The organism is Natrinema zhouii (assembly GCF_013456555.2).
Classification (GTDB): domain Archaea; phylum Halobacteriota; class Halobacteria; order Halobacteriales; family Natrialbaceae; genus Natrinema; species Natrinema zhouii.
Genome location: NZ_CP084884.1, coordinates 167,530 through 181,965, shown reverse-complemented (window position 1 = coordinate 181,965; position 14,436 = coordinate 167,530). Strand labels below are relative to the sequence as shown.

Sequence of the window (14,436 nt, the reverse complement as noted above, 5' to 3'; positions counted from 1 at the left end):
CGCCGGGCGGCTCGCGGTTTCGCCGGGGAGTTCGTGACAACAGACCGTCTCAGAAGACGAGCGCGGGACCGAACTCGAGTACCCAGAGGGTGGCCATCCCGGCGACGATCGTCAGCAGAATGTTCTCGCGCCACCACGCCACCGCGGCGGCGACGATACCGGCGACCAGCCGCTCGTCTGCGACCATCGCGGCGACGTCCGGATTCGGCGTGACGAGCCCGGGAGCGACGAGTGCCGCGAGTACCGCCGCGGGGACGAACCTGAGGAAGAGCGAGATGCGCGGCGGAACCCGGTTGATCCGGCCGAACAAGTGGATAAAGGAGAGCCGGATGAGGTACGTTGCGACGGCGATCACGAGGATAATGGCCCAGATGGCGAGCGTGGAGAACTCGCTCATTGGCCCATCACTTCCTCAGTAGTCACACCAGCGACGATTCCGACAGCCGCGGCGATGAGGAGGTCGATTCCCGCCGGTAGCCCAAACTCGGCGACGGCGTACGCCGCGGCGACCGCGACGACGGCGCTGGCGAGCGCGGCGACGACCTGCGGAAGGTCCTCGATCGCCGGGATCAAGATCGCGAGAAAGACCAGCGGGATCGCGAACATGAGGTTCAGCGACTCGGGAATGCCGGCCCCGAGGACGAAGCCGGCGATCGTCGTGGCGACCCAGACGACCCAGACACTCACGCCGAGTCCGAGGTAGTACAGCCGCTTGTCACGGCTTCGGGCTTCCTCGGCGTACTCGGCGATCGACATCGCGTAGACGTGGTCGGTGAGGAAGTACGCGAGGGACGCCCGCGTGCGCTTCCCGTAGGCGGTGAAGTGCGGTGCGATCGACGCCGAATACATGAGCATCCGCAGGTTGACAACGACCCCGGTGGCGACGATGATGGCGAGCCCCGCGTTCGCAGCGATCAACTCGACGGTGACGAGCTGTGCGGTTCCTGCGAAGATACCCGCGGACATCACCGTCGTCTGAACGACCGATAGCCCCGCGCCGTCAGCGGCGATTCCGAAGACGAGTGCGAACGGAACGAGGCCGAGCAGAACACCGATGGAATCGCGTACTCCCGCGTTGAAATCTTCGTTCATGGGGTACACGCTAGCCGAGAGGTAACCGTGACGCTGCAGGAGTGGTTCGAGTGCTGTACGAGCGACCGTATCGATGGGGACGACGACCCTACTGATGTGCTCTCTGTCGCTACCGTAATGAGATCGGTACGAATTCCGCCGAAACTTGGGGTGTGATACCACGGACGGTCCGACGATTGCGGTCTCAGCGATGATCGGGGCTGGAGCCGGTCTCGTCTCCCGTCGAGCGATCGCAGGCGTTCGGAGCGGTATGTGGAAATCATGATTGCGGGACTACCGCGCAGTGGGTATTGCCTACACTACTCTTCCTACGTTCGACTCAAAACAATATCGAATGTTCGTGAGACAGTAGCGGTGACTGATCGCGTGACGAGCGGGTTACCGACCGTCCGATCCCGGCGTAGCCGAGAGTCGAAGGCTTAAACTCCGAACCGTTCGAGCTACAGCGTGTGATGACACAAGCCAAGGCTGTAATCGTCGATGCAGTGCGAACACCACAGACAAAAAAGGACGGCGCACTCGCCGACCTGTATCCTGAAGACCTCGTTACGACGATTCTCGACGCGCTCGTCGAGCGCACGGGAGTTCCGGCAACGGCCTGGGAGGACTTCCGGCTCGGCTGTGCGAATCAGGAGAACGAACAGGGACGCAACCTCGCCCGGCAGTCGTTGCTCGCAGGCGGGTTCCCAGAGACGATTCCCGCGTCGACCACGACGCGCCTCTGTGGCTCCTCGCTCAGCACGCTCAACGACGCCGCCCGCGCTATCGAGGCCGGAGACGGTGCCGTCTATCCCGTCGCCGGCGTCGAGCAGATGAGTCGGATCCCCTTCTCGGAGTGGCTCCATCCGGCGATCGAATCGCGGTACGACCCCGACCGACTGCCGATGGGGCAGACTGCCGAAACGATCGCCCGAAAACACGATGTCAGCCGAATCGCCCAGGACGAGTTCGCCCTCCGCTCGCACGATCGGGCGACCGAGGCGGCCGAGAGCGGCCGGTTCGCCGACGAAATCGTCCCCGTCGAAACCGGTGACGGCCTCGTCGAAGCCGACGGGACGCCGCGTCCGAACACGACACTCGAGAAACTGAACGACCTGCCGACCGTCTTCCGCGATGACGACCGGGCGTCGGTCACGCCGGGCAGCGCCTCGCCGCTGACCGACGGCGCTGCCGGGATGCTCGTCACGAGCGAGTCCTACGCCGAGGAACACGGACTCGAGCCGCTCGCTCGCGTCACGACCCGCGCCGTCGTCGGCGTCGATCCGCGAGTCATGGGGAAGGGGCCGATCCCCGCGACCCGTGCCGCGCTCGAAGACGCCGACCTCACGATCGACGACATCGACCTCGTCGAACTCAACGAGGCGTTCGCCGCACAGAGCGTCCACTGCGTCCGCGAACTCGGAATCCCCGACGAGAAGGTGAACGTCAATGGTGGAGCGATCGCGCTGGGACACCCACTCGGTTGTTCGGGCGCACGGATCTCGACGACGCTGCTCCACGAGATGGAAAAGCAGGACGCCACGTACGGCCTCGCGACGATGTGTGTCGGCTTTGGGCAGGGCGTGGCGACGGTTTTCGAACGCACCTAGGCTCGTTACCGTTTCGCGCCGGTGAATTGGGCCTTGAAGCCGTACCGGATGACTCCTTCTTGCGTGTAGATGCGCCGAATCGTCGTTTCGACGTCGTCGCCGACACTGACAATCTCGTCACCGCTAGTCAGGACTTGCGTCGGCGCGCTGACCGTCTCCTCGCCATCGGGTCCATCGAGTGCGACCACGGCGCTGACGAACGCCCCGCTCTTTGACTGCTGCTCGACGAATTCGGGTGGAGCACCGCCCTGTTCGATCTGCGTCACTGCCTCGACAGTGCCGGTACCCGGCAGTTTGACGGGCACGTACTCGTCGGGGCGCTCGTTACAGCTGTAACAGGTTCCGTCCGGCGGGAAGTTGAGGGTACTACAGTTTGGACACCGCCCGGCCACCAGTCGGTGACGCTGGGGGATCGTCCGCTGCCACGAGGGGACGCTCACGTACGCACCGCCACCCTCGGGCTCGTCGCTGGTGATCTCGCCGCGCCGCCGGAGGTACTCGGCGTACGTCAGGTCGGTATCCCCCTCGAGCGACGTGGCGACGGGAACTGCCCCGTCGACGACGAACGCGTTCGCGCCCGCACCGCTGCCGTAGGCCGCGAGGAGGAGGCGCTCGGCACCGTCCGCGAAGGCCGTCGCGGCACCGAGGAACGGACTCGCCGCACCGGTGTCCCCGAGCGTGCTCACCGTGTCCGCGGCCGCGATGTCCTCGACGCTGACGCCCAGCGCGTCGGCCGCGCGATACGGCAGTTTCCCGTCCGGCGACTGGACGGCTGCCGCGTCGACGTCGAGGGCCGCCTCGAGGTCGCTCGTGGCACCGCCGAGCGTCGTCGCGAATGCCTCCCGGTCGTACTGTGTGACGCCAAGCCCGGTCGTCTCGTCATCGCCGGTCGCCCGGAATCGCGTTCCGGGGTACGGTTCGACGTGGGAGGCGCGGTCGACGATCGTGCCGGGGCCGTCGGCCTCGAGGACGAACGCGGCAGCACCGGCACCGGCGGCGTGTTCTCGCTCGCTGTCCGGTTCGCCTCGCGGACAGTCGCTGGCGACGACGAGGGCGACTGCCTCGCCCCACGGTCCCGCGTCGAGGGCGGCGTCGAGCGCCTGCGCCCCGGCTCGGGTACTTCCCGTCACCGTCCGAGTCGTTACGTCCTCGGGCGTGCCGAGCATACTCGCCAGCCGCGCAGTGAGGTCCTCTTCGGCCATCGGTGGTGTCGTGGTTCCCAGCGCCAGGTGAGCGACGGCGGATCCATCTCGGCCGGCAGCGGCGAGCGCTCGTTCGGCTGCTTCGACGGCCATCGTCAGCGCGTCTTCGTCGGCTTCGGGGACCGCCTTCTGATCGATACCTGAGGCGTGGAACTGTCCCCAGGCGTCGGCAATCTCGTCGGCGTCAATCCGCAGGCGCGGGGCGTAGGCACTGACCGCTGCGATGGAGACGTCGTTCATCGGGCCACCTCCCGTTCGAGGACGTGAACGACGGCTGCGCCGCCACTCCCACCGACGTTGTGCGTCAGGCCGTACCGCGGGTCTTCGATCTGTCGATCACCGGCCTCGCCGCTCAGTTGCTTGAACGCCTCGGCGACCTGACCCGCACCCGTCGCGCCGATGGGGTGACCCTTGGACTTCAGACCGCCCGACGCGTTGACCGGAAGGTCGCCGTCCAGATCCGTGACGCCGTCCTCGAGTAGCCGGTACGCTTCTCCGCGGTCGCAAAAGCCCAGGTCCTCGTAGGCGAGCAGTTCCGCGATGGCGAAGCAGTCGTGAACCTCGGCGAAATCGACGTCGTCGGGCGTGATACCCGCGTCCTCGTAGGCCTGTTCGCCGGCTTTCTCCGAGGAGGAGATGGCCGTGTATTCGTCCCGCTGGAAGAGTCCGACCCGTTCGCTGGCAGCACCGACGCCCGCGACGCGGATCGGATCGTCGGTGTACTCGTCGACGACGTCCTCGCTCGCGATCAACGCGACTGCCGCGCCGTCGGAGGTCGGACAGCAGTGATAGAGATTCAACGGGTCGGCGACCGTCGGGGCACTGACCGCGTCCTCGAGTGAGCACTCGAAGCCCAGGTGAGCGTTGGGGTTTTTCGCGCCGTTGGCGTGGTTTTTGACCGCGACCATCGAGAGGTGCTCCTGGGTCGCTTCGTACGTGTCGAGATACGTACTGGCCATCTGCGCGTAGACGCCCGCGAAGGTCGTCCCCGTCAGGCGCTCCCACTCCGTCTCGCCGCTGACGCCGAGCCAGTACTTCGTCACGTCGCTGCTCATGTCGGTCATGATCTCGACGCCGCCGGCTAGCGCCACGTCGGCCATCCCGCTTTTGACCGCTTGAACCGCCTGCCGGACCGAGTAGCCCGACGCCGCACAGGCGTTCTCGATGCGCGAACTCGGGATTCCGTGCAGACCGGCGTGTTCAGTCGCGGCCGGTCCCGATAGGCCCAGTTGGCGACCACCGACGCCGAGCGAACCGACGACGGCTTCGTCGACGTCGTCCGCGTCGATTCCGTGTGGTACGCTGTCGACGGCCTCGTCGAAGGCTGATGAGAACAGCGAGCGATAACTCTCGTCGGGCATCGCACCGAACGGTGTCTGCCCTGCACCAATGACGTAGACATCTCGCATACTTCGAGTTCCCGATGTATAGAGAAATAGCTTTTCCTCCACGTGTGGACCACTGCGTGGCTGGTCGTGTTCGAACGTCGAAACGCGTAGACGAATAACCGTTCATTATTACTCGAATCTAATGGATCGCACCCGAATGGTTTTTCATGGTAGTCTGCCAATCGACGGGTGACGTATGGTGCACGCACACGTAGAGACAGAAGGCCGTACAGAACTCCGTGAGATTCAGGAGAAGCGTCTCCGCGAAACAGTCGAACGCGCGTACGAGAACGTCCCGTTCTACCGCGAGCGACTCGAGGAAGCCGGCGTGGAACCGGGCGACATCGAGAGCATCGACGACATCACGAAGCTCCCGATGACGACCAAAGAGGACTTCCGCGACGAGTACCCCGACGGCCTGTTCGCCGTCGACGACGAGGAGGTCTCGCGAATCCACGCCTCCTCCGGGACGACCGGCAAGCCCAAGATCGTCTCCTACACCGACGACGACCTCAGCGTCTGGAGCGAAGTCGTCGCCCGGTCGCTGAAGGCAGGCGGCGTGAACCCGGGTGACACCGTCCAGAACGCCTACGGCTACGGCCTGTTCACCGGCGGCCTCGGCCTCCACTACGGCGTCGAAGAGCTCGGCGCGACGGTCATCCCCATTGGGGGTGGCGGAACACAGCGTCAAGTCGAATTGATGACCGACCTCGAGAGCGACGCCCTCTCGTGTACACCCTCCTACGCGCTGTACCTCGCAGAGACGGCAGAGGAGATGGGCTACGACCCGAAGGAGCTCCCGATCTCGACGATTATTTTCGGCGCTGAGCCGTGTACCGAGCCGATGCGCGAGGAGATCGAGGAACGACTCGACGTGAACGGCATCGACATCTACGGCCTCTCAGAGATAATCGGTCCGGGTGTCTCCAACGAGTGCCACGAGGCACAGGACGGCCTGCACATCTGGGAGGACCACTTCTACCCGGAAGTCGTCGATCCGCGCACGGGCGAACCCGTGGACGAAGGCGAGGAGGGAGAACTCGTCCTGACGACGCTCACGAAGGAGGCCCTGCCCGTCCTCCGCTACCGGACCGGCGACCTCACGACGCTGAACTACGACGAGTGCGAGTGTGGTCGGACCATGGTCCGCATGGATAACGTCACTGGTCGCGCAGACGACCTGCTCATCGTCCGGGGCGTCAACCTCTACCCGAGCGAAATCGAACACGTCGTCCTCGACATCGACGGCGTCGCTCCCCACTACCGCATCGACCTCCACAAGGAGGGGACCCTCGACGTCATGGAACTCACCATCGAAAAAGACGAAGCGTTCGACAGCGACGACGAGGACCTCCGGAAGGAAATCATGACACGTCTGGAGAACGTCCTCCAGTTCACGCCGGACGACCTCGAACTCGTCGAGCCGGGCGGCATCGCCCGTACCGAGGTTGGCAAGGTCCAGCGCGTCTACGACCACCGCGAGTAACGGAACGGCGGTTTTAGGGACGATAGACGCGTCCACGGAACGTCGCAATCCGATTTCCATCCTCGCCGAGTACGATGATTTCGTATTCCGCAGTTCGATCAGAGGAATGTGTCTCCTCGGCCGTGGCTGCGATCGTCTCACCGGTATCGGCGGCCTCCAGATACGAGATGTTGGCCTCCAGCCCGACGGCGGCATCACCGTCGGAGTTCGATGCTGCGGCGAAAGCAGCGTCCGCAAGCGAGTAGATGGCGGCCCCGTGTGGAGTTCCATGGAAGTTCAGCAGGTCCTCGGTAATCGTTAGTTCCGCGCGGGCGAACCTCACCTCCAGTTCCACGATGTCGATACCAAGCGTCTCGCAGTACGGATCAGCGTCGATACGTGACCGTGTCTCGTCAGATACGTCCGACATACAGGAGACTCATTCAGAAAGTCGGCGTAAATACGTACTGGTGAGTGGTGACTCGAGCCATACGTTCGACCGTGAAACATCGGAACGTAAAATTATTTAACGATGGTTTGCGAAACTCGGTGTATGGCCTATAGTTACGAGCCACATCACTTCGAGGACTTCGAGGAGGGACAGGAATTCATCAGCGTCGGTCGGACCGTCACGGAGTCCGACTTCATGATGCACTCGGCGCTCAGTGGTGACTGGACGGAGCTACACACCAACAAGGAGTACGCGGCCGACCAGGACGACTTCGGCGAGCGTATCGCCCACGGTCCCATGACGTTCGTGCAGGCGACTGGTTTCGTCTATCGAACTGGGATCGTCGAGCGGACCGCGCTCGCGTTCCTGGGAATGAACTACATGGACCTACCAAACCCAGTCTTCATCGGCGACACCCTCCAACTCGAGATCGAAGTCTCGAAGACGAAAGAGGTCGGCCGCGACGACGCCGGGCTCGTTGTCCTCGACACGGAGATGGAAAAACAGGATGGTACTATCGTCCTCGAGGGCGACATGAAGTTCCTCATCAAGAAAAAAGACTGAGATCAGTTTTCAGTCAGAGAGCGCTGTGTAACGCGTTCGTGGCGGTCGAATACGACGGCTTGCCACCGGCTCGTCGGAGAACTCAATTCAGTAGCGGTTCGGGACTCGAAGCATCCGTTCCGGAGTGCCGCGATGAGCACCTCTCACTAGCGGGTCGGACAGTACCGCTCGAGAGCGGGCAGTACCCCGTCGGCGACCGTCCGTCCGAGCTGACGGTCCGCTCGAACAAAGAGCCGAAAAGTCTATCTCCTTCCTACGGTCCGTAAACGCCGTCGGTACTGCTGATATAAACTGTTAAGGTGGCCGGAGCGTTCGATACGAACGCAATGGAATACTCCGGTCCGACAGACCTGTATATCGATGGCGAGTGGACGACTGCGAGTAGTGGAGAGACGATCAAAACCGAAGACCCGGCGACCGAAGAACCGTACGCGACGGTCCAGAAGGGCGACGAGTCCGACGTCGACGCGGCCGTTCAGGCGGCCGCTGCAGCGGTCGACCACGACTCCGAGTGGCGGACGATGGACCCGGACGAGCGTGGCCAGTACATGCACGCGATGGCCGACGCAATCGAGGAGATGAAAGACGAGATCTCGATGGTCGAGTCCCACGACAATGGGAAAACGCCGTTTGAGGCGGGTATGGAGATCGACTTGGTTGCCGACACCTTCCGATACTACGCCGGTTGGTCCGATAAGGTCCAGGGCGAGCAGATCCCTGTGTCCGACTCCCGACTCAACTACACCAAGCGCGAGCCCGTAGGGGTTACCGCCCACGTCTCCCCGTGGAACTACCCCTTCCAGCTCGCGGGCCGAAGCATCGCGCCGGCGTTAGCGACCGGCAACAGCGTCGTGCTCAAACCGTCCAGTATGACACCGTTGTCGGCGCTCTACTACGCCAAGGCTGCTGAACAGGCTGACCTCCCCGACGGCGTTATGAACGTCGTCCCTGGATCCGGGAGCGGCGCGGGCAGTGCGCTGGCGAGTCACGATACCGTCGACCACGTCACCTTCACCGGCAGCACCGGCGTCGGCCAGACGATTCAGCAAGACGCCGCTGACAGCGTCACAGACGTGACGCTCGAACTCGGCGGGAAGGGGCCGGCAGTCGTCTTCCCCGACGCCGACCTCGACGCGGCCGCCCGAGGCGTTCAGTACGGAATCTTCATGAACGCCGGACAGATGTGCTGGGCCAATTCGCGGCTGGTCGTTCACGAAGACATCGCTGACGAGATGGTCGATCGGATGGCCGACATCGCCGAAAGCATTCCCCTTGGTAGCGGCATCGACGACGATGGCCAGATGGGGCCGGTCGTCAGTGAGGGACAGCAACAGGAAATTCTCGACTACATCGAGACTGGCAAGTCGGAAGGCGCAACCGTCGTCGCCGGCGGCGACGTCCCAGATGACAAAGACACTGGCCACTTCGTCGAGCCGACTGTCTTCGCGGACGTGACCAACGACATGACCATCGCCCGCGAGGAAATCTTCGGCCCAGTCCTGTCGATCATCGAGGTCGAAGACGAAGAGGAAGCTCTCGAGGTCGCTAACGACTCGCCGTACGGGTTGACGTCCTGCGTCTGGACAAACGACCTCAGCCGTGCACACACCGTGGCTGACAAACTCGAGTACGGTATGGTCATGGTCAACGACACACCCAATACCTGGCCACAGACGCCGTTCGGCGGTACCAAGCAGAGTGGTCATGGCCGTGCACAGGGCGAGGAGGCCATCGAAACCTACACCGAAGTCAAAAACGTTCACGTCAATCTAGGATAGCCGACGGATGCTTACGGTCCGTGTGTAAATCGTCTCAGGTCAGCCCTGAGACTTTCACAGGACTCTCGATCTGTGCCTCGACAGAAGGACGTTTTCCGTTCACGTTTAGCGTCCCGAGGTTCAAGCGCACAGCTACGGATCCATCTCCGTTGCCGGCGTTTTGCTGACGACGGAGCTGCTGCAATCTACTGTTCTTTCCAGCGCTGTTGTCACGCTGTCCCGAGAACCTTCTTCCGCATGTGGGTTAAGTCCTCTAATCTGTGTAAGGGCCTCTCGAAGTACCCGTATTCTTCGCGGCCGACGCTGTTGACGACCAGAACTGAGAGTAAGTGTAATGGCACTTTAATTAGTAGTGAATGGTTTTACTAATAGTTCTGAAACTCGTGAACTACAGTAACATCTACTATCGAAAACATCGATTTCGAATGGGAATTGAAACGATATCGCTTCCTATTCAAACTTCTTAAACTGCTGAAAACACTCGTTGCAGTAGTGAATAGACTGACACCGGGACGGGCCGCGGGGGTGTTTGCGCTCGGTATCCGTCGATTCACAGTATGGACACTTCGCACCAGTCATCTCTCCGCTGGTCGTGACGCTGGGATCAGGTTCAGTCATCGAAACTCAATCCGAACTCGCGAAGCGCTTCCTTGCCCTGTTCAGTGACGAAATCGATCGACCAGTCTGGTGACCACACGAGTCGCACTCCTGCGTCGTCGACACCGTCGACACTCTCAGCAGCTTCCTCGACCTCTTCGAGGATGATCTCCCGTGCCGGACACCCGCTGTACGTCAGCGTCATATCGATAGTGACCTCACCATCCTCGAGGTCGATCCCATAGATGAGTCCGAGGTCGACGATACTTATCGGCATCTCGGGGTCCTCGACCTCGTACAACGCCGACCAGACCTCCCGTTCTAGACCCGTCGCATCCTCGCCGGTCGCGGGGACGTCGCCCTCGATCTGCTCTTTGGTATCGTAACTGGTGTGCGAACAGGGGCTGGCGTTCGGATCCGCACGGGGGCGGTCGTAGCTGTTACTCATCGATCTGATCCATAATGACGGTCGCCGTGTCGCGGTCGAGGTTGCGGTAGCTGGAGGTCATCTCTTCGTGGAGGTCGTGCCAGTGCTCGGTGTGTTCGTTGTTCCGGCCGACGGGCGTCGCTAGTTCTGCGTCGGTGGGGACTTCGAACCCGAGGTCCGGTAGGAACGCAGTGACACGGTCTTCCCACTCCGAGCGCATCTCGTCGAGAGTCCGAGCTCGGATGCCGAAGTCGACGATGTCGTCCTCGACGTCGCCGACAGGTTCGAACAACGTCAGCGCATAGGGATACAGGCGGTCGATAGTCTCCTGAACGCGCTTGCTTGCGTCCTCGTCAACGGCCATCCGTTGCAGCCAGCTTTTCGCGTGTTCGAGATGGTAGCCTTCCTCGCCCTGAATGCGACTGGTCCGGTTCCGAATGACCTCGTAAGAGGAGTCCTCGAGCGCGGCCAGGCGAATGTCCTCTGCCTCGTCGTAGAGGTACGCACGGACGATGGCGTCGGTCCAATCGCCTTCCTCGAAGGGCAACTCGGCCAGCGTACTGTGCTGGAAGTCGTCCGGGTCGCTCTCGTAAATGAGCGACTCCTCGCTGTAGTCGAACTGCTGGATAGCGTCGTACCAGAGACGTGCGTGCCCGAGTTCATCCTGAGCGTTGTTCGCGATGGCGAGGTCGGACTCGAGCGTCGGTGCCCGAACCTGCCAGAACGTGTACCGTTCGGCGAAGACGAGTTCGTCGTCGGCCAGTCGGAACAACTGGGCTTCGACCGCGCGCTGTTCATCTTCGCTCAGGTCGTCCGGTCCCCCGAGGTCGGACTCTGTAGTCGCCATTACGCTTCACCTCGCTTGCGCTTGCGTTCGGCCTCGACCTGTTCGCTTTCCGATGCTTTGACCTCCTCTGCTGCCGGGTCGACGTTGTAGGTCTGGGCGAACCGATAGGACTTGTCCGTCGTTCCACCGAACGAGACATCGTCAGCCGTGATCTCTCCGATGTATTGTTCTTTGACGACCCAGAAGTTGTTCGGATCGTTAACGGCGTACTCGTCGAGAGCGGTCTGCTGTGCCTCGACCACATCGGCTGCTGCCACGTTCCCGCAGTGGGTGTGGTAGCCGCCGACTTTGTCCTGACGGAACACCGCCCAAGTCGACTCAGACTCGTCCGAATTCGATTCACCAGGATCCTCACCGGGCGAAACGGTCGTGATCTTTTCCTGTGGGACGACCCAGAGCGCGTTGGTAGGCTTACGGCGGCCGTGCTGGATGACGGCGAACTGCTTCGCCATCTCGCGGTCGGGAGCGTGGACGTCTCGACAGTAGACGAAGTCGGCATCCTCACTACCTTGTCGGAATACTTCCCAAATCATGGTTCTCAGTCAGCTGCCTGCTGTTTTGGACCGTCGTTCGTGGTCACTTGGCTGTCCATCATGTTGCGGACCCACGCAACTGCCTCTTGGGCCTCCTTGCGACCGTTGATCTGTTCGATGCTGCCTTCGTATTCGTTCTTCGAAACCGTGAAGAACTCGTCCCAGTCGAGGTCGTCCTCGACGACCTCGTAGGTGCCGTCACCGTTGTCCCGAATGCGGGGCTCATCGGGAATCTCGAGCCCGTAGTCCTTTGCTTTCTCCATGTATCGGTTCAGGAACGAGTTGCGAAGTTCGTCGTTCGAAGCAGTCTTCAGGCCAACGGCGGAGGCGAAGTCGTGGTGCGTACTCTGGTCATCGGTCGGACCGAAGAACTGCAGGATGCGGGGCCACCACTCCTCGAAGGCTTCCTGAACCAGCTGCTGTTCCTTTCTGGACCCGTTCATGAGTTCGCGGAGGATCGACTCACCGTGCTTGACGTGCATCCCCTCTTCGAAGCAGATCTTGTCCATCGCGTGGGCATAGGGCTCCCAACTGGACTGCTTCAGCGTCGCCTGTCGGCGCATCGCGGCACCGTCGACAAAGAACGCGATCATCGGCGTCTCGACGTAGCTGTCCATCGGATAATGGAAGCAGTTGAGGAACTTGCCCTTGCCTTCGGCGAGATCGTCGAGCATCTCTTCGCGAGTCTTAATCCCCAGCGATTCCGCGGCACGGTACAGCATTTGCCCGTGGCCGATTTCGTCCTGGGTCTTCGCGCTGAAGGCCATTTTCCGCTCCAGACTCGGCGCTTTGCGGATGAACGGGCGCTCCAGATACGCGCCCATAATTTCACTGTTCGCGTGGAATTCGAGCATTCGCGTCGCCGCTTTTCGATACTCCTCCGGAAGGTCGTCCTTCGGGGTAAAGGCGCGTGGTTCCGCACGTTCTTTGGTTTCCTCAACGTTCATTGTTCATCATTGAGTACGGGCGGTTCGTGCTTACTAATTGTGCAGTCTATATGCGGGGTTTATAAGTTCACCTCCCGAAATGATGAGTGATGATAGACGAGTGCCTAATGGCAGAGTTCCGTATCAAGGGCGATAACTGCCCGCTCGCAGACGCGACACGCCGCCTCGAGGTGACCGTCGATACCGCCCCGCCACTGCTGCGCGACGACGGAAACGTACTGCTCCGATTCAGTTCCTCGTGTGGTGAGGAACTGACGACGGAACTCGAGGACGACGACCGTATTCGCTACCTCTATCAGGCGAAAACGGATGGGCGATATACCTACCGGTGTCTATCGCTTCATCGCTGTGTCGTCCACGAACTCATCAGTACCGGCTTCATGGTCGAATCGTTGACCTACCAGAACGGGAGCGCGATTCTGACGGGGGCAGTCGTCGGGAACGACATCCTGAAAGATGTGTTGGAGACAGCAGGTCAGACCGTTGGGATTCAACTCAAGCGGGTGTACTCGATGCGACCCGGGAACGACGAAGCGGTCGATAAGCAGTGGGATATCACCCCTGCACAGGAGGAGAGCCTGCGGTATGCACTGCAGATGGGATACTTTCAGATCCCTCGTCAGACGAATGCGGAGGAAGTTGCGGACGCACTCGATATTAGCAAGACGGCCTTCCTCGAACGACTCCGTCGGGCACAGGAAGCGCTGTTTTCGGAGGTGTTCACCGACGTCGGTCGGCAACCCGGCAACGACAAGTAATTGTGGTCGGGTCCAGCATACTGCGATATGCGAATCGACGACGGTTCCGTCCGACGGATTACCTTCGATCGGCCAGAGACGTACAACGCGATGACCGCCGCGGTCGCCCGCGACCTCGCGGACGCGCTGACCGATCTCGACCCGAGCGACCACGACGCCGTCGTCATCACTGGCGACGGCGACGCCTTCAGCGCCGGGGGCGACATCGAGGCAATGGCCGAACGGGACGAATCGGCACCGGAGGCGTACGACCGCGTTCGCACAACGCTCGGACGCGTCGCCGAAGCCATACTGACGGCACCCGTCCCAGTGGTCGCAAAGGTCAACGGCGACGCCGTCGGCGCTGGTATGGCGCTCACTGCGGTCGCTGACTTCGCCTATGCCGCCGAATCCGCTCGTTTCGGAGCCTCCTTCATCAACGTCGGGCTGGTTCCCGACCTCGGCGGCACCGTGATTCTCCCGCGGCTCATCGGACTCCGCAAGACGAAGGAACTCGCGTTCACCGGCAAACTCCTCTCAGCCACGGAGGCAGCCGACCTCGAGATTGTCAACGAAGCGGTCCCAGACGACCGGGTCGACGGCCGGGTCGACGACCTCCTCGAGACGCTCGCCGACCAGCCGACGGAGTCCATCGGCTTGGCCAAACGTGCGATTCACGGGAATCTGGGCGCGTCGTTACAAGAGGGGCTCGATCGGGAGGCACACTTCCAGACGCTCGCCTATGACACGGACGCCCACGCCGAGGGCGTCGACGCCTTTCTCACCGATCGAACGCCGGAGTTCTAGTGGAAGCTGACG

At 62.0% G+C, this 14,436-nt stretch carries 16 protein-coding genes and 1 pseudogene; 6 read left to right on the top strand and 11 right to left on the bottom strand.

The features are described 5' to 3' along the window. Positions 1-49: 49 nt before the first annotated feature. Positions 50-397, bottom strand: coding sequence for an AzlD domain-containing protein (locus HYG81_RS43305; protein WP_226778551.1), 348 nt, complete (start codon positions 395-397; stop codon positions 50-52). Continuing rightward, positions 394-1,092: an AzlC family ABC transporter permease gene (locus HYG81_RS43300; RefSeq protein WP_226778550.1), complete on the bottom strand. Its 699-nt coding sequence runs from the start codon at positions 1,090-1,092 to the stop codon at positions 394-396. Before HYG81_RS43300 ends, HYG81_RS43305 begins: the two co-directional genes overlap by 4 nt. A gap of 452 nt (positions 1,093-1,544) precedes the next feature. Between HYG81_RS43300 and HYG81_RS43295 the strand changes: the two genes are divergently transcribed. Continuing rightward, the gene (locus tag HYG81_RS43295) at positions 1,545-2,681 is read left to right on the top strand and encodes a thiolase family protein (protein WP_226778549.1); all 1,137 of its coding nucleotides are present in this window, start codon (positions 1,545-1,547) and stop codon (positions 2,679-2,681) included. 5 nt (positions 2,682-2,686) lie between these two features. Here the strand turns inward: HYG81_RS43295 and HYG81_RS43290 are convergent, their stop codons facing one another. Then, positions 2,687-4,123: a zinc ribbon domain-containing protein gene (locus tag HYG81_RS43290; RefSeq protein WP_226778548.1), complete on the bottom strand. Its 1,437-nt coding sequence runs from the start codon at positions 4,121-4,123 to the stop codon at positions 2,687-2,689. Continuing rightward, complete coding sequence (locus tag HYG81_RS43285) at positions 4,120-5,292, bottom strand: thiolase domain-containing protein (protein ID WP_226778547.1); 1,173 nt, start codon at positions 5,290-5,292, stop codon at positions 4,120-4,122. The genes HYG81_RS43290 and HYG81_RS43285 overlap by 4 nt, the downstream gene beginning before the upstream one ends. A 175-nt stretch (positions 5,293-5,467) precedes the next feature. Here HYG81_RS43285 and paaK point away from each other — a divergent pair, with 175 nt between their 5' ends. Next, positions 5,468-6,757, top strand: coding sequence for a phenylacetate--CoA ligase PaaK (paaK, locus tag HYG81_RS43280; RefSeq protein WP_226778546.1), 1,290 nt, complete (start codon positions 5,468-5,470; stop codon positions 6,755-6,757). A gap of 13 nt (positions 6,758-6,770) precedes the next feature. Here paaK and HYG81_RS43275 read toward each other — a convergent pair whose 3' ends face one another. Continuing rightward, positions 6,771-7,166, bottom strand: a complete 396-nt coding sequence (locus tag HYG81_RS43275) for a PaaI family thioesterase (RefSeq protein ID WP_226778545.1) — start codon at positions 7,164-7,166, stop codon at positions 6,771-6,773. A 123-nt stretch (positions 7,167-7,289) separates the two neighbouring features. Here HYG81_RS43275 and HYG81_RS43270 point away from each other — a divergent pair, with 123 nt between their 5' ends. After that, positions 7,290-7,751, top strand: coding sequence for a MaoC family dehydratase (locus HYG81_RS43270; RefSeq protein ID WP_226778544.1), 462 nt, complete (start codon positions 7,290-7,292; stop codon positions 7,749-7,751). 326 nt (positions 7,752-8,077) lie between these two features. Continuing rightward, positions 8,078-9,529 (top strand): aldehyde dehydrogenase family protein, encoded by a 1,452-nt coding sequence (locus tag HYG81_RS43265; protein ID WP_226778543.1) that lies wholly within the window; start codon positions 8,078-8,080, stop codon positions 9,527-9,529. Positions 9,530-9,979: 450 nt separating this feature from the next. Here HYG81_RS43265 and HYG81_RS45970 read toward each other — a convergent pair whose 3' ends face one another. From HYG81_RS45970 to HYG81_RS43240, 6 genes and pseudogenes are all read right to left on the bottom strand, one after another. Beyond that, a complete protein-coding gene (locus HYG81_RS45970) occupies positions 9,980-10,147 on the bottom strand; it encodes a PaaD-like zinc ribbon domain-containing protein (RefSeq protein WP_425607579.1) in 168 nt (55 codons plus the stop codon). Next, positions 10,140-10,574 carry a 1,2-phenylacetyl-CoA epoxidase subunit PaaD gene (paaD, locus tag HYG81_RS43260; protein ID WP_226778542.1) on the bottom strand — a complete coding sequence of 145 codons (435 nt, stop codon included), beginning with the start codon at positions 10,572-10,574 and terminating at the stop codon, positions 10,140-10,142. The genes HYG81_RS45970 and paaD overlap by 8 nt, the downstream gene beginning before the upstream one ends. Further along, positions 10,567-11,400, bottom strand: coding sequence for a 1,2-phenylacetyl-CoA epoxidase subunit PaaC (gene paaC, locus HYG81_RS43255; RefSeq protein WP_226778541.1), 834 nt, complete (start codon positions 11,398-11,400; stop codon positions 10,567-10,569). The genes paaD and paaC overlap by 8 nt, the downstream gene beginning before the upstream one ends. Further along, positions 11,400-11,705 carry a phenylacetic acid degradation protein PaaB gene (locus HYG81_RS43250; RefSeq protein ID WP_226778693.1) on the bottom strand — a complete coding sequence of 102 codons (306 nt, stop codon included), beginning with the start codon at positions 11,703-11,705 and terminating at the stop codon, positions 11,400-11,402. Before HYG81_RS43250 ends, paaC begins: the two co-directional genes overlap by 1 nt. Positions 11,706-11,759: 54 nt before the next feature. Next, positions 11,760-11,933: pseudogene (locus HYG81_RS43245) on the bottom strand (PacF protein); the annotation flags it as partial. Positions 11,934-11,938: 5 nt separating this feature from the next. Further along, entirely contained in the window at positions 11,939-12,880 is a 942-nt protein-coding gene (locus HYG81_RS43240) for a Phenylacetic acid catabolic protein (protein WP_226778540.1), read from the bottom strand. A gap of 107 nt (positions 12,881-12,987) precedes the next feature. Here HYG81_RS43240 and HYG81_RS43235 point away from each other — a divergent pair, with 107 nt between their 5' ends. Together HYG81_RS43235 and HYG81_RS43230 are read left to right on the top strand one after the other, a co-directional pair. Continuing rightward, positions 12,988-13,638 carry a helix-turn-helix domain-containing protein gene (locus HYG81_RS43235; protein ID WP_226778539.1) on the top strand — a complete coding sequence of 217 codons (651 nt, stop codon included), beginning with the start codon at positions 12,988-12,990 and terminating at the stop codon, positions 13,636-13,638. A 27-nt stretch (positions 13,639-13,665) separates the two neighbouring features. Further along, a complete protein-coding gene (locus tag HYG81_RS43230) occupies positions 13,666-14,424 on the top strand; it encodes an enoyl-CoA hydratase/isomerase family protein (protein ID WP_226778538.1) in 759 nt (252 codons plus the stop codon). Positions 14,425-14,436 lie beyond the last annotated feature (12 nt).

Excerpts from the sequence above, each read along its gene's own strand:
- paaD (WP_226778542.1), bottom strand. The coding sequence starts at position 10,574 with ATGAGTAACAGCTACGACCGCCCCCGTGCGGATCCGAACGCCAGCCCC.
- HYG81_RS43265 (WP_226778543.1), top strand. The coding sequence starts at position 8,078 with ATGGAATACTCCGGTCCGACAGACCTGTATATCGATGGCGAGTGGACG.
- paaK (WP_226778546.1), top strand. The coding sequence starts at position 5,468 with ATGGTGCACGCACACGTAGAGACAGAAGGCCGTACAGAACTCCGTGAG.
- HYG81_RS43270 (WP_226778544.1), top strand. The coding sequence starts at position 7,290 with ATGGCCTATAGTTACGAGCCACATCACTTCGAGGACTTCGAGGAGGGA.
- HYG81_RS43235 (WP_226778539.1), top strand. The coding sequence starts at position 12,988 with ATGGCAGAGTTCCGTATCAAGGGCGATAACTGCCCGCTCGCAGACGCG.
- HYG81_RS43305 (WP_226778551.1), bottom strand. The coding sequence starts at position 397 with ATGAGCGAGTTCTCCACGCTCGCCATCTGGGCCATTATCCTCGTGATC.
- HYG81_RS43285 (WP_226778547.1), bottom strand. The coding sequence starts at position 5,292 with ATGCGAGATGTCTACGTCATTGGTGCAGGGCAGACACCGTTCGGTGCG.
- HYG81_RS43300 (WP_226778550.1), bottom strand. The coding sequence starts at position 1,092 with ATGAACGAAGATTTCAACGCGGGAGTACGCGATTCCATCGGTGTTCTG.
- HYG81_RS43290 (WP_226778548.1), bottom strand. The coding sequence starts at position 4,123 with ATGAACGACGTCTCCATCGCAGCGGTCAGTGCCTACGCCCCGCGCCTG.
- HYG81_RS43230 (WP_226778538.1), top strand. The coding sequence starts at position 13,666 with ATGCGAATCGACGACGGTTCCGTCCGACGGATTACCTTCGATCGGCCA.
- HYG81_RS43275 (WP_226778545.1), bottom strand. The coding sequence starts at position 7,166 with ATGTCGGACGTATCTGACGAGACACGGTCACGTATCGACGCTGATCCG.
- HYG81_RS43295 (WP_226778549.1), top strand. The coding sequence starts at position 1,545 with ATGACACAAGCCAAGGCTGTAATCGTCGATGCAGTGCGAACACCACAG.
- HYG81_RS45970 (WP_425607579.1), bottom strand. The coding sequence starts at position 10,147 with ATGACTGAACCTGATCCCAGCGTCACGACCAGCGGAGAGATGACTGGT.
- HYG81_RS43240 (WP_226778540.1), bottom strand. The coding sequence starts at position 12,880 with ATGAACGTTGAGGAAACCAAAGAACGTGCGGAACCACGCGCCTTTACC.
- paaC (WP_226778541.1), bottom strand. The coding sequence starts at position 11,400 with ATGGCGACTACAGAGTCCGACCTCGGGGGACCGGACGACCTGAGCGAA.